Origin of the sequence: Cellulosimicrobium sp. CpK407, assembly GCF_051844275.1 — a bacterium.
Taxonomy (GTDB): Bacteria; Actinomycetota; Actinomycetes; order Actinomycetales; family Cellulomonadaceae; genus Cellulosimicrobium; species Cellulosimicrobium cellulans_G.
In genome coordinates, this window is the sequence record NZ_JBGNYC010000023.1 from 36594 (window position 1) to 49334 (window position 12741).

General features: G+C 75.3%; 12 protein-coding genes. 2 read left to right on the forward strand and 10 right to left on the reverse strand.

The window, feature by feature from the left end; all coding sequences use genetic code 11:
- Position 1: 1 nt before the first annotated feature.
- Entirely contained in the window at positions 2–1135 is a 1134-nt protein-coding gene (locus ABWU78_RS11720) for a glycosyltransferase (RefSeq protein ID WP_439158463.1), read from the forward strand.
- On the opposite strand, the gene ABWU78_RS11725 is transcribed toward ABWU78_RS11720, so the two are convergent.
- From ABWU78_RS11725 to ABWU78_RS11765, 9 genes are all read right to left on the reverse strand, one after another.
- Positions 1123–2511 (reverse strand): hypothetical protein, encoded by a 1389-nt coding sequence (locus ABWU78_RS11725; RefSeq protein WP_439158464.1) that lies wholly within the window; start codon positions 2509–2511, stop codon positions 1123–1125. The two genes, ABWU78_RS11720 and ABWU78_RS11725, sit on opposite strands and share 13 nt — an antisense overlap.
- Before the next feature lie 248 nt (positions 2512–2759).
- Positions 2760–3983 carry a hypothetical protein gene (locus ABWU78_RS11730; protein WP_439158465.1) on the reverse strand — a complete coding sequence of 408 codons (1224 nt, stop codon included), beginning with the start codon at positions 3981–3983 and terminating at the stop codon, positions 2760–2762.
- On the reverse strand, positions 3980–4324 hold the full coding sequence (locus ABWU78_RS11735) for a hypothetical protein (protein ID WP_253049235.1): 345 nt from the start codon (positions 4322–4324) through the stop codon (positions 3980–3982). The genes ABWU78_RS11730 and ABWU78_RS11735 overlap by 4 nt, the downstream gene beginning before the upstream one ends.
- Positions 4321–5262: a polysaccharide pyruvyl transferase family protein gene (locus ABWU78_RS11740; protein ID WP_439158466.1), complete on the reverse strand. Its 942-nt coding sequence runs from the start codon at positions 5260–5262 to the stop codon at positions 4321–4323. The genes ABWU78_RS11735 and ABWU78_RS11740 overlap by 4 nt, the downstream gene beginning before the upstream one ends.
- Positions 5259–6362, reverse strand: a complete 1104-nt coding sequence (locus ABWU78_RS11745; RefSeq protein ID WP_439158467.1) for a glycosyltransferase family 4 protein — start codon at positions 6360–6362, stop codon at positions 5259–5261. Before ABWU78_RS11745 ends, ABWU78_RS11740 begins: the two co-directional genes overlap by 4 nt.
- A complete protein-coding gene (locus tag ABWU78_RS11750) occupies positions 6359–7465 on the reverse strand; it encodes a glycosyltransferase (RefSeq protein WP_439158468.1) in 1107 nt (368 codons plus the stop codon). The genes ABWU78_RS11745 and ABWU78_RS11750 overlap by 4 nt, the downstream gene beginning before the upstream one ends.
- Before the next feature lie 7 nt (positions 7466–7472).
- Positions 7473–8996 carry a sugar transferase gene (locus tag ABWU78_RS11755; RefSeq protein ID WP_439158469.1) on the reverse strand — a complete coding sequence of 508 codons (1524 nt, stop codon included), beginning with the start codon at positions 8994–8996 and terminating at the stop codon, positions 7473–7475.
- A 202-nt stretch (positions 8997–9198) separates the two neighbouring features.
- A complete protein-coding gene (locus tag ABWU78_RS11760) occupies positions 9199–9765 on the reverse strand; it encodes a peptidase (protein ID WP_375823525.1) in 567 nt (188 codons plus the stop codon).
- Positions 9766–9860: 95 nt separating this feature from the next.
- Positions 9861–11600 (reverse strand): DUF4012 domain-containing protein, encoded by a 1740-nt coding sequence (locus ABWU78_RS11765; RefSeq protein ID WP_439158470.1) that lies wholly within the window; start codon positions 11598–11600, stop codon positions 9861–9863.
- Between the two features lie 265 nt (positions 11601–11865).
- On the opposite strand from ABWU78_RS11765, the gene ABWU78_RS11770 reads away from it, so the two are divergent.
- Positions 11866–12411, forward strand: coding sequence for a low molecular weight phosphatase family protein (locus ABWU78_RS11770; RefSeq protein ID WP_439158471.1), 546 nt, complete (start codon positions 11866–11868; stop codon positions 12409–12411).
- 47 nt (positions 12412–12458) lie between these two features.
- On the opposite strand, the gene ABWU78_RS11775 is transcribed toward ABWU78_RS11770, so the two are convergent.
- Positions 12459–12644 (reverse strand): hypothetical protein, encoded by a 186-nt coding sequence (locus ABWU78_RS11775; RefSeq protein WP_375823522.1) that lies wholly within the window; start codon positions 12642–12644, stop codon positions 12459–12461.
- Positions 12645–12741 lie beyond the last annotated feature (97 nt).

The following is a 12741-nucleotide window of genomic DNA, read 5'->3' on the forward strand; positions in this document are numbered from 1 at the left end:
GATGGCCGGCCGACGCCTGCGCGTCCTGCACGTGGCCACGCTCCTCACCCCCGACGGCGCGTACGGGGGTCCCGTCCGCGTCGCGACCAACCAGATCCGGGCGCTGCGTGCACGAGGTCACGACGCGATCCTCGTCGCCGCTGCGGCAGGTTTCGACGAGCTCCCGACGACGTGGGACGGCGTGCCGGTCGTGGCGTTCCCCGCCGTCCGGGCCGCGCCGGGCGCGGGGTTCGCGGGGCTCGCCGCACCCTCGATGGTGCGGTGGATCCGGGCCCGCGGGGCTCGTGCCGACGTCGCGCACGTCCATCTGGCGCGCGACCTCGTCACCCTGCCGGCGGCGGTCGCCTGGGCCCGGTCGGGCAAGCCCTACGTCACGCAGACGCACGGCATGGTGATGCCGTCCCCGCACCCGCTCGCGGCGCCCCTCGACGCGGTCCTCACGCGCCGCGTCATGGCTCGCGCGTCGACGAGCTTCGCCCTCACCCCCGTCGAGGAGGGCGGCCTCCGCACGCTGTTCGGCCCGGGAGTCAGCATCCAGCGGCTCGTCAACGGCGTGCCGGCGGGCGGGACGAGCGACCCGCAGCCCCCCGACCACCATCCCGAGGTGCTGTTCCTCGCCCGCCTGCACCCCCGTAAGCGGCCCGTCGCCTTCGTCGACGCCGCGGCCCGTCTCGCGCCGCGGTTCCCCGAGGCCCGGTTCCGGATCGTCGGTCCGGACGAAGGCGAGGGCGCCGCCGTGCGCGACCGGATCGCGGCACTCCCGGCGGCCGTCCGCGGGCGGGTCGCCTGGGAAGGGGCGCTGCCTCCCGAGCGCACGACGGCCCGGCTCGCGCGCGCGTCGCTCTACGTCCTGCCGTCCGTCGACGAGCCGTTCCCCATGAGCGTCCTCGAGGCGATGTCGTGCGGGGTCCCCGTCGTCGTGACGCGCACGTGCGGGCTCGCGGAACAGGTCACGCGCGCCGCGGCGGGCGAGGTCGTGGGCGAGGGCGTCGACGACCTCGCCGCCGCGGTGGCACGGTTCCTCGACGACCCCCGTCTCGCCCAGGACGCGGGCCGCCGCGCGCGCGACCTCGTCCGGAGGGATTACTCGATGGACGCGGTCGCGGACGCGCTGGAGCGCGCCTACGCCCGCTGAGCCCCGGCACCCCGGACGCCTCGGCCTGCACCGACGCCCGGCCCCAGCGCGACCGCGGCGGCAACGAGAGCGACCGGCACCCAGAGGTAGCGGTTGTACATGCTCGGCGCGGTCGCGCTGAACGCGAGCGCCGTGACGCCGACCGCGTACACGCGGGCCTGGAGCGCCGTCCGGGGCACGGCCCGCGCGGCGCGCAGCGCCGCCACCACGAGACAGCCGAGCAGGCCCGCCGCGAACAGGACGCCCCCCTGGTAGAGCGCCGCGACGGGCAGGCTGTGCACCCCCAGCGTGTCGACGACGAGGGAGGACCGGGCGTCGAGACCGGCCCCGCTGACCGGGTCCTGCAGGAAGCCCCGCCACCCGAGGACGATCGTGTCCCACCGGGACGCCGAGGTGTTGAGCGACGCGTCGCCGCCCGACAGCCCGAGGACCTGCTCGACCCGTTCCGCCGGCCGCAGCGCGCCTTGCGTCTCGCCGAGCACGCCGCCCGCGAACCAGAGCGCCGCACCGGCGACGACGGCCGCGACGGCGACCCGCCCGACAGGGATGCCGCGCAGGAGCAGGAGGGCGGTGCTGCCGAGGACGGCCGCCAGCATGCCGCTCACGCTGCCGCTGAGCACGAGACCCACGACTCCCGAGAGAGCGGTGCCCACGAGCAGGAGACGCTGGAGCCCTCCCAGGCCGCGCGTCAGCCCGGACAGGCCGATGACGACCGCGAGCGACGCGATGGCGCCAGTGTCGCTGACGTGGCCGGTGAACCCTGTGTAGCGGCCTGCGGTCGTGACGACCCCTCCGGGGATCGCGCCCGGGCCGAGCGCGAACTGCACGAGCGTCCCCAGGGAGCACGCAGCCGCCCCGACGCCGAACGCGACGAGGCCCCGCCGCAGCCGCCGCTCGTCGTCGAGGAGGACCGCGAGCTGCCACGGGAGAACGAGCGCGACGTACAGCACGCGGACGAGGCTGACGAGGCTCTCGGTCGGCGCGGGAGAGCCCGCCGTCGCGAGGCAGCCCCCGACCACCAGCAGCACCACGGCGGGCAACGCCCAGGCGCCGTACGGGTGCGGCGTGGGCTGTCGGCCTATGGCCGCGAGGCACAGCGCGAGACTGGCCAGGAGGACGACGTCTCCCACCGTGATGCCGCCGCCCACCCGCAGCACCATGAGCGACACGAGGACGAGGCCGCCGTACAGGAGCACCCGCGCGAGAGCCAGCACGGGGTCGCGCGACCCGTCGCGACCCTCGTGGACGACCTCGACGTCGCGGGGAGCTCTCGCCGCCCTGCGGGCGCGCCGGCCCGGAGGGCGGCCGGCGACCCGTCCCGCTCCTGGCGGGACGACCCCCACCGGTTCTTCGGTCACCGAGAACTGGTCATGCATTCGTCATCCCCTGTCCATCTCTCCACCGCCACCCGGACCACCCGCGGGGCCGCCGACGACGCCGCCCCGCCGAGCCGCGACGGGACGCCGGGAGTGCGCGACGCACCGCTCACCCCGATCTCGAACCGCGAGGTGCCGGCGCCGGGAGACGACGCGCGCCCTGCCCTCTCGACGCGCTCCGTGCCCGCTCCTTCCCGGAAAGGAGAATGGACCGCGCAATGACCACGGGGCCGCACCGCATTCACACGTCACAGGGCCACCGCGTGATAGGTCCGCGCCGCCGCGGGAAGGAAGAAGGCGACATATCCGATCCCTCCGAGGACGAATCCCAGGACGAGGCTCATGAATGGCCCTCCGACCAGATATCCGATCACGAACCCGCACCAGGTCACCGCGACCATGCCGACCCGCGCGCGCGTCACGACGGACTGCGCCTTGAAGATCCGCATGACGACGAGGTGCGGTCCCACGAGCCCGCCGCAGGCTGCGAAGCAGCCGACCGCCGCGAGCGCGACGACGAGCTCCCCGCGCTCGATGCCGGACGGCTGGACCGCCCCCGCCGCGGCGACGAGCACGAGCACCGCGCCGAGCGCGGTCGCCCCGCCCGCGGACAGCAGGCCGAGGCGCCGTCCGCGCCGGACGAGGGTGGCGTCGTCGGGCCGGCCGGTCTCGCTGACCGCGTCCGAGAGGAGGTTCAGCGCGACGGCCGCGAAGAGAACGTTCACCGGACCGTAGAGCGTCTGGCTCAGCCGGAACGCGCCGACGCTCGCGCTCACGGAGAGCGCGCCGAGCACGAGGAGCGGCACCGTCGTGGCGAGCTGGGCGACGAGGAACTCCCACGCCTGGGAGCGAGCCCGCGTCCCATACACCGAGTACCGCGAGAAGCGGGGCACGCGGTGTGCCGCCAGCGCGAGCGGGACCGCCGCCACGGCGTAGCCTGCGCACCACACCGCGTAGAAGGCGACGAGCGGCTGCGCCGTACCGGCGACGACGAGGACGGCGGGCACGAGCAGGAGACGGATCCCGTCCGAGACCGCAACCGCCCCGTTGCGTCCCTGGCCGATGCAACGAAACCGCAGCCAGTCCTGGACGACCGGCGCGACGCTGAGGACCCCCAGCAGCGTCGCGCCGCCCACGCCGAGCACGGTCACGGCGAGGTCCACCGCCGCGACGAGCACGACGACCGTCCCCGCGGCGGTGGCGACGTAGCGAAGGGGGACGACGGCGTGGGGGTCCGTCCGCCGCTCGATGAGCGCGGGCTGGAAGAGCCCGCTCCGCACCAGCCCGGTTCCGACGTTCAGCACGAGGAGAGCCAGGCTGAAGCTGGCGAACTCGTCCGGCTCCATGTGCCAGGCACCCAGGAGGACGACCGCCGCACCCGCCGCGCTGGCCGCCGCCTGCGAGAGGACGAGCGGCCGGGTCAGGGCCGCCGGGACCGCGAGGGACCGCCGTAGCACGTCGGGAGGCGTCATGCGTCGAGCCTCACGACCCGGCTTCCTGCGAGCAGCGCGCCCACCCGGGGCGCCAGCGGGGCGCCCCGCCTCCAGTACACGACCCCGATGCCCGCGTTGAGGATGGTCCGGCGCCAGCGCCAGGGCATGACGAACCGCCCGAGGCGAGCCGCTGCGTCGGATCGGCGGTCCGTGACGCTGAACCGCAGGTGCGTGGCCACGGGGTCCAGGCCGGCTCGGGCTGCCTCGTGCCAAGCCCGCTCGTCGGTGACGAGCACGAAGTCGGCCACAGGGTCGCAGTCCGCGACGGTCCGCCCCGGCCCGTCGAGCACGGCCGTCGCCTCCGGTCGTCCGCGCGTCATCGCTCGATCCCCCACCGGCGGCGCCAGGAGTCGACGGCGTCCCGCGGGACGTCGATGCGGACCACCTCGCCCGCGCGCAGGTCCTCCTGGTAGCGCCGTGCCGCGTGGCGCGAGGGCGCTCGCAGGCCGACCGACCGCGCGATCTCCCGCGCGCGGTTGTCGATCGACAGCACGAGGGTGGGCACGCCCCGCTGCATCGCTCGGATGCCGCCGTGGAGCCGGAGCCCCACGTACGCCGTCCCCGGTGCGTCGAGCACCGCGTCGAAGTCCTCGAGGCGCGGGCCGAGCATCGTGCCCGTGCCGGCCCGGAGACCGTCGACGTACTCGCGGTCGCCGGGGCCCTGGGGCCAGAAGAGCACCTCGTCGAAGCGTTCGGCGAGCGCCCGCACGAGCCTCCGGTCGGCCAGCGGGTCCTGGCTGTAGTCGGTGAACGTCACCACGACGCGCCGTTCGTCGGACGGGAGCGTCTGCTTCTCCACGCCCCACAGCGTCGGGCAGCTCGTGTGCACCGCGGGCACGCGCGCTCGCCGCAGCTTCGCGAGCGAGTACTCGTCGCGCACGGCCCAGGGCACGTCGCCAGCCAGGGACCGCAGCCACGCCCCCGAGGCCGGGTCGATCCCCGCACGCTGGTATTGCCACCAGCCGACGCCGAGGAACGTCAGCCGCCCCCGGCACAGATCGACGTCGGCGGCGGGCCAGTGCCACGCGCGACGGAAGCGCATGTGGTCGGAGAGCAGGTTCGTCCCGCACACGACCACCGACCGGGCGCCGCGCAGGGCCGCGCGATGGGTCGCGTCGAGCCTTCCGTGCATCGGCACGAGCTCGACCTCGGTGCCCCGCTCGCGCAGCGGCGCGACGAGCTCCGCGTCGACGGCCTCCGAGATGATCCGGTCACCGACGTTCGTCGACGCCGCTCCCGGGTCCACCACCACGATCATCGGACCGCTCCTTCCTCGAGGCTGCTCAGCCAGCCGCGGTACTCCGCGCCCACCCGCTCCCACGTGGCGGAGCCCTCCGTCCACTCCCGGGCGCGGCGGCCGAGGTCGCGGTTCCCGTCGACCTCGTCGAGCGGCCCCAGCAGACCGGTGGGGCGGGCGAAGTCGGCGACGACGGCCGCGCCCGCAGACCGCAGCGGTCCCGCCGCGTGGATCGTCGACGAGACGACGGTCGGGACCCCAGCGGCGAGCATCTCGAGCAGCGTGATGCTGCACGACTCCCAGCGAGAGGGGTGCAAGTAGGCGCGGCAGCCCGTGATGAGCAGCCACTTCTCCTCCCCGCGCGCGTTGCCGCGCAGATCGACGGTCCCGTCGAGGCCGAGCTCGTGGACCAGTCGGGCGGTCCGCTCGCGACCACCCCGGAAGTCGGGTCCCGCAAGCATGAGGCGCGGACGCGGCGCCGGGAGCTCGGCCCAGCGGCGCAGCAGGTTGTCGATCCCCTTGTGGTCGGGGTCGTAGCGCCCCATCCAGAGGAAGTAGTCACCCGCTCCGACCCAGCGAGGGACCTCCTCGGGCGCCGGTGCGCCGTTGGGCAGCACGAGCGCGGGCGCGGTCCGGCCGCGCGCGACGTCGTCCGCGAGCCGGCGCTCGGACGGGTAGAACACGTGCAGCCAGTCGACGCGGCGCACGACGGACGCCTCGGCGGCCCGCCGGGCGCCGGCCACGTCGCGCAGGCGCGACGTGATGCCCGGCTCGTACACGCCGTGAGGCATGAGCACCACGACCGCGCCGCGCGCCCGGGCGCTCCGCGCCGCGACGACGTTGCTCACGACCCAGCCCTCGTGCAGGTAGACGACGTCCCCCGGCCGCACCTCGCTCGCCAGGCCCGTCGGTACCCAGCTCGTGCGTCCCCGCCCGAGGTGCGTGACGGTGCGCACGCTCCCCCGCAGGTCCTCCGGCACCTCTCGCGGTGCCGGCACGCTCGCGCACAGCACCACCGCCTCGTATCCCGCGCGGCGCGCCTGGCGCACCCAGTTCTCGACGGAGTCGGTCACGCCGGACGGGTGGGCCAGGAACCGCGCGTAGTAGTGGACGACCCTCATGCCGCCTCCTTCACGACCTCGTGCACCGACCGCACGATCCGTTCGGCGGCCGCCTCCGTCGACGGCACCTCGCCCGCGGCCCCCGCCGGACGGTCCGTCGCGGCGAGGCGTTGCCACGCGGCGGCGAGGTCCGACGGCGTCCCGGGCACGGTGAAGAGGTCGGACCCCTCGGTGAGGTACTCGATCTCCGGGGCGTGGCGACCGACGTCGCTGGTCAGGACGGGCAGCCCGAGCGCGAGGGCGTCGACCGCGACGAGCCCCACCCGACCCGGGTTCAGCAGCAGCCGCGAGACCGCGGCGGCACGCGCGGTCCCCCGCGCGTCGACCTGCCCCAGCACCACGACGCGGCCCGTCTCGGCGGCCAGGTCCTCGAAGACCCGCCGAGCGGGCCCGTCGCCCGCCACGAGGAGCCAGACGTCGGGGTCCCGACGCAGGACCTCACGCACGGTCCCGACGACGAGGTCCGGCAGCTTGTGCTCGTTGAGCGCCCCCAGCAGGAGCGCGGCCCGGGCATCCCCCGGCAGCCCGACGGCGTCGCGGTAGGCGGCCAGGTCCCGATCGTCGAGGGCGGCCCGCTCGCGCCGCAGCGTGCGCGTGTCGGTGCTGTTGCCGAACGACGTGACGCGGTCCGCCGGGACCCGTGCCGTCTCCAGGACGTGACGACGTCCTGCCTCGGTGTACGTCAGGACGTGCCGCGCGCGACGGTTCAGCCAGGCCTCCCAGCGCCCTGCGAGCGTCACCTCGTCGGCGGTGTAGGAGGCGCCGTGGCCCCAGGTCACGTACGGCCTCCCGCGCAGGGCGGCCACCAGTGCGTCGAGGTTGCCCGCCTGCATCTCCGTGACGAGCACCGCGTCACGCCACTCCGTCGGGACCACGCGACGGACCAGGTGCCGCCCTCCGGAGCCCACGCGCACCACGCGCACGGGCACCTCGGTGGCCCAGGCCGCCTCGACCATGTCGCCCCGTCCGCGACGGCGCCGCATCTGCTCGAGGTCGCCCCCGTAGAAGACGTGCGCGTCGACCCCGCGCTCGTCGAGCCCCTCCACGACCAGAGCGAACAGGCGCTCCCGGTACGCCGGGACGTAGGGCTGGGTGATCGCCACCCTCGGCCTAGTACGCACCGTCACGCCCCACCACCGCTCGCAGCGTCCGCAGCAGGATGAGGAGGTCCCCGGTCACGGTCCAGTTCTCGACGTAGTACAGGTCCAGCCGCACGCTCTCCTCGAGCGTGAGGTTGTTGCGGCCCGAGACCTGCCACAGCCCGGTGAGCCCGGGCTTGACCAGCAGCCGCCGGCCGATCTCGTCGTCGTACTGGTCGACCTCGAGCGAGACCTGCGGACGGGGTCCGACGAGGCTCATCGAGCCCCCGAGCACGTTGAAGAGCTGCGGGAGCTCGTCGATCGAGTAGCGGCGGATGAACGCACCCACCCGGGTGACCCGGGGATCCTGCTTGGGCTTGTAGAACACGCCCACGTTCCCCGCGCCGAGGACGTCCTCGAGCCGTGACTCCGCGTCGACGACCATCGAGCGGAACTTGAGGACGGTGAACGGCTCGCCGCGCAGCCCGACGCGCTCCTGCGCGAACAGGACGGGACCGCGGCTCGTGAGCCGCACCGCGAGCGCCGTCACGAGGAGCGGGACGCAGAAGAGCACGAGGAGGCCGAGCGCGCCGACCACGTCGAACGCGCGCTTGAGCACGTGCTGGGGGCCGGAGTACCCGGGCGCCTCGACGTGCAGGAGCGGCAGCCCCGCCACCGGCCGGGTCCGGATGCGTGGACCCGCCACGTCGGTCAGCGCGGGCGCGAGGACGAGGTCCGCTCCCCACGGCTCGAGGTCCCACGCGAGCCGCTTGACGGTCCGGGGCGTCACGAGGTCGGACCCCGTGACCATCACGGTGTCGGCCCGCAGCGGCTCGACGAGGCGCGCGGTGTCACCGACCTCGCCGACCACCGGCACGCCCGCCACCGTCTCGTGCGGCTCGACCGCGCCTCCCGGGACGCACGCGCCGACGACCTGGTAGCCGCTGTCCGCCGCCTCGCGCAGCCTCTCCACGAGGTGGGCGGCTCCGTCCCGACCGCCGACGACGAGCGTCCGCGACCGGCAGCGGCCGCGCCGGCGCAGGCGGACCAGTCGGCGCCGCACCGCCCACCGCCCCAGCAGGAGGAGCGCGAGCCCGACGGGCAGCGCGACGGCGACGTACCCCCGGGCCAGGTCGTACCGGACGAGGTACGCCGCGATCGCGACCACCCCGAACACCGCGATCGTCGTGTTGACGACGCGCGCGTACTCGGGCGCGCCGGAGCCCAGGCTCCGGCTGTCGCGCGAGAACGCCGCCCGCAGCGCGCACCACCAGACCGCGAGCAGGCCGACCGAGATGGCGACGTACCGGGCGTCCAGGACGGTCCCGCCGATCCCGTCGAACCGGACGAGGTACGCCGTCGCGATGGCGGCGCCCACCGCGAGCGCGTCGACGGCGGCGACGCGCCGCGCGAGCCGCGGCTTCCAGCCCGGGCGCCGATAGGCGCCGAGGGCGATCCGGACGAGCTGTCCGGTGTCGAAGGACGGCGTCGTGACCGGCCGTCCCGTCCGTTCGAGATCGACGGTGTCGACCTCGTGATCCTTCTCCAACGTCATGGTGCCCCCTGCGACGTCCGTGGACGCAGCCCCGACGGTCCGCCGGCGCACGACCGCCCCTCAGGGCGTGCCGGACGCCGCCGTCACCGACGGTCTGCCGAGCTCTCCGCCGCGGGTCCGGACGTCGTCGTCACGGCGGCGGCCGGTCGCCGGGCGACCGGTGTGCCTGTGCTGCACCCGTCGTCGAGGACGGGTGCCCGGCTCAGGCCTTGGTCCCCGCCGAGCGGCGTCGGCTGCGCGCGACCAGGACGGCCGTCGCGCCACCCGCGACGAGCAGGACGGCGCCGCCGAGCAGCAGCACGTCGTCGGACCCGGTCTCGGCGAGGCCGCCCGAGGTCCCGTCGCCCGCGCCGTCGGCCGAGTCGCCGCCCGAGCCCGTGCCACCGGCCCCGTCGGAGGCGGGGACGGAGACGATCTGCTGGCTCGACAGCACGGTCCCGTCCGCGTCGGTCGCCACCAGGGAGAAGGTTCCCGGCTCGGAGAGCGTCACCGCGAACGACGCGAAGCCGTCGACGGTGTCCTTGGTCAGCGCCTTCGTCCCGGCGATCGAGATGGCGCCGTCCGGGACGTCGGGCGACGAGATCGTCAGCGTGATCGTCGGGTTCCCGGCCGGCCCGCCCACCGTGACGGTGAACGTCTCGCCGACCTCGGGCGTCGCGGTGGAGACGCCGACCTCGTACTCGTCCGCCTCGTAGGCGGACGCGACGGCCGGTGCCGCGGCGAGCGCCGCGGCGAGGAGCAGCGTGGTCGCTGCGCGTCGAAGCTTCATGTCAAAGGCCCCCTGCCTTCGTCGTCGGGCGCGGGGGCCTCCGGTCCGCCGACGTCACGGACGTCGGTCGTCGCACGTGCCCCCGCCGTGCTCCCTCAGGAGAACACACCCGTGCCGCACCCGACAGCCGGGAGGGCCGTCGTCTCGTTCCTGGCACCTGGAGTTTTCCTCACCGAAACACTGCCTCGCTGGTTCTTGCCGCTGACGACCTCGTACTCGTACGTCGCGGACTCCCCCGGCGCGAGCGCGACCGACCGCGCTCCGACGACGAGCCCGTCGTGCACCTGGGCGAAGAGCCCGGGCTCGCCCTCGCCCGTCGACGCCCCGCGGATCCCTCCGCCCTGCGGCGCGTAGACGAGCAGGTTGGTCCGTATCGTGCCGTCCCCTCCGGCTCCGAGGACGTACTCGGGCAGCTCTGCCGCCTCGGCGCGGGTGAGCGTGGAGGCGAGCGTCACGTGCACCGTGAAGGCCTGCGAGCCGTCGGGACGGCACGTCACGTCGTCGACCGCCACGGTGGAGTCGAGGTAGTAGCCGGTCTTGGACGCGGTCGTCGCGTTGAGGTAGACCCCGACGACGGGAGACGTCGGACCGCCCGCGAGGTCGGCGCGGCGGCCCTCGAGCTCGCCGGAGAGGACCGTGCCCGCCAGGAGGTCCTGCTCCGCGGTCCGGGCGGACCACACGAGCAGACGACCGTCCCGGGCCGACCCGGCGAGCGCGTCGACGAGCGCCGCAGCGTCCCCCTCCCCCGTGGTCAGCGAGCCGAGCACCTCGCGGGCCACCAGGGCCAGCACGGCGTCCTGCACCGCCGGGTCCGCGTGGTCGACGTAGACGCCGTGGAGCAGGTAGGCGGCCGCGTCCTGCGTCGTGAGCCGGAGCGTCCCGCCGCCCGGCGTCGCGACCTCGACCGGCCCGACGCCGCCGAGCACCCCCGCGAGGGCCACGGGGTCGACGGCGACCACGCCGTCGACCTCCGCACCCGTCTGCCGCAGCCAGGCCTCGCGCGCCACGCGTGCGGCGCGCGGGAAGTCGGGGGTGGACGTGACGTTGAGCATGTACCTGCCGAGGTCGTCGCCGAACAGCGCGGCCTCGGAGCCGCTCAGGTCGACCACGCTCTCCGGGAACGCGCCGAGCGCGCTGCCCGGACGGACCTCCACGAGCTCGACGGCGCCCGACTCCGCCCGGAGGTGGAGCACCGAGCCGGCGATCCCGCCCGTCGCGCGCGGCTCGGCGTTGTTCTGGACGAGCACGAGGTAGTCCCGCACGCCGTCGGCGCCGAGCATCGGCGGGACGAGCTGGACCGCGCGTGCGGCGGTCGCCGTCTGGGAGGCGACGCCGCCGAGCTGCTCGCGCAGGTCGTCCACCGCGGCGGCCAGCGGGCTCACGAGGGTGGAGGTGTCGATGCCCGCGACGGTCTCGTACGACGCCACGACCGCGCGGTCCGCGGCGACGACGTCGTCGCGCGCCGCGCGGAGAGGCCCCAGGTCGACGGCGCCGGCGGTCGGCGCGAGGGCCGACGGGGACGCGACGGCGACGGCGTCCGCGAGGCGCGGGAGGGCGTCCTGAGCGACCCGGTCGACGGCGCCGGTGGCCTCCCCGAGGGCTCGCGCGTCGTCGCCGACGAACGGCAGCGCGCGGGCGACCGTCCAGTGCGGGCCGTGCGTCGCGGACGCCGCGACGCGTGCGGACCGACGGACGTCGTCGATCGCCGCGCCGGCGTCCCGCCCCGTCCGCACCTGCTCCTGCAGGGCGGGCAGGGTGGCGGCCACGTCCTCGAGCGCGGCACGCGCGCGCAGGACGTCCGTGACCAGCCACACGGACCACGCCAGCGCTACCACGAGGGCGATCCCGCCGGCCACGGCGACGCGCCTGCGCCGCCCCGGAGACGGCGCTCGGCGGGACGGTCGCCGTGCCGCAGGACGACCTCGTCCTGGCTCCGGTCGTGCGGAGGGCGCGACCAGCGTCGCGGCGCCTGCCCACCGTGGGCCCCACCCGTCGTGCACCATGCCGCCCCCCGCGACTCGCCCCCGACGCGACGGCTCCGGTGCGGGCCGCCGCTCGCGCTACATTACCCAGACCCACGGTCGCCAGGAGGTCTGAAGCGTGCTCTCCGTCCTCGTCGTCTGCACCGGCAACATCTGCCGGTCGCCTGCGGCACAGCTCGTGCTCGGTGCCGCGCTGGACGACTCCGTGGTCGTGGCCAGCGCCGGGACGGGCGCCGTGGTCGGCGCACCCGTCGCGCCCGTCATGGCCCGTCTCCTGTCGGACCGCGGCCTCGACCCGTCGGGCTTCGTCGCCCGCTCGCTCACCGAGGACCTGGTCCGCTCCGGGGACCTCGTGCTCACGATGACGCGCCGGCACCGGGCCGCGGTGCTCGAGCTCGCGCCGTCGGCGCTCCGGCGGACCTTCCTCTTCACGGAGCTCGCGTCGATCGCGGAACGGCTGGGAGCTGGCACGCCCGGGGCGGACGACGCCGCCCGGCTCGCCGACGTCGCCGCCGCCGCGCCCCGGGCGCGCGCGAGCCTCGACCTGGAGCGCGACGCCCCGGACGTCGAGGACCCCTACGGGCGGTCGGAGGACGTCTACCGCCGCGTGCTCGACCGCATCGAGGCCGACGCGCGGCGGCTCGTCGCCGCCCTGCGAGGGTGACCGGTCCACCTCCCTGCCCCCTGCACAAGGAGGGGGACCGGCCGCCGTCAGGGTCGTTGGAGCACCGTGACGACCACCACCACGACCGCTCCCCACAGCGCGAGACCTCCGCCGCACCCGATGGCGAGGCCCTCGGCGCCCGTCGCGCCACGGCGACGGGCACGTCCCGCGGGGACGATCGCGGTCGCTGCGCCGAGGACGACCAGTACCCAGCCGACCGTCACCCAGAGCATGCGGGCAGCCTGCCCGGCACCCCGGCGGCTCGCAGGCTGGACATCTGTCCAGAACTGGCTGCTTCGTCCGGTATCGACGCTATCTCCGGCATGCGCG

What these genes read in the sequence shown, in the direction of transcription:
- ABWU78_RS11720 (WP_439158463.1), top strand. Translation starts at nt 2, where the DNA reads ATGGCCGGCCGACGCCTGCGCGTCCTGCACGTGGCCACGCTCCTCACC.
- ABWU78_RS11725 (WP_439158464.1), bottom strand. Translation starts at nt 2,511, where the DNA reads ATGCATGACCAGTTCTCGGTGACCGAAGAACCGGTGGGGGTCGTCCCG.
- ABWU78_RS11730 (WP_439158465.1), bottom strand. Translation starts at nt 3,983, where the DNA reads ATGACGCCTCCCGACGTGCTACGGCGGTCCCTCGCGGTCCCGGCGGCC.
- ABWU78_RS11735 (WP_253049235.1), bottom strand. Translation starts at nt 4,324, where the DNA reads ATGACGCGCGGACGACCGGAGGCGACGGCCGTGCTCGACGGGCCGGGG.
- ABWU78_RS11740 (WP_439158466.1), bottom strand. Translation starts at nt 5,262, where the DNA reads ATGATCGTGGTGGTGGACCCGGGAGCGGCGTCGACGAACGTCGGTGAC.
- ABWU78_RS11745 (WP_439158467.1), bottom strand. Translation starts at nt 6,362, where the DNA reads ATGAGGGTCGTCCACTACTACGCGCGGTTCCTGGCCCACCCGTCCGGC.
- ABWU78_RS11755 (WP_439158469.1), bottom strand. Translation starts at nt 8,996, where the DNA reads ATGACGTTGGAGAAGGATCACGAGGTCGACACCGTCGATCTCGAACGG.
- ABWU78_RS11760 (WP_375823525.1), bottom strand. Translation starts at nt 9,765, where the DNA reads ATGAAGCTTCGACGCGCAGCGACCACGCTGCTCCTCGCCGCGGCGCTC.
- ABWU78_RS11775 (WP_375823522.1), bottom strand. Translation starts at nt 12,644, where the DNA reads ATGCTCTGGGTGACGGTCGGCTGGGTACTGGTCGTCCTCGGCGCAGCG.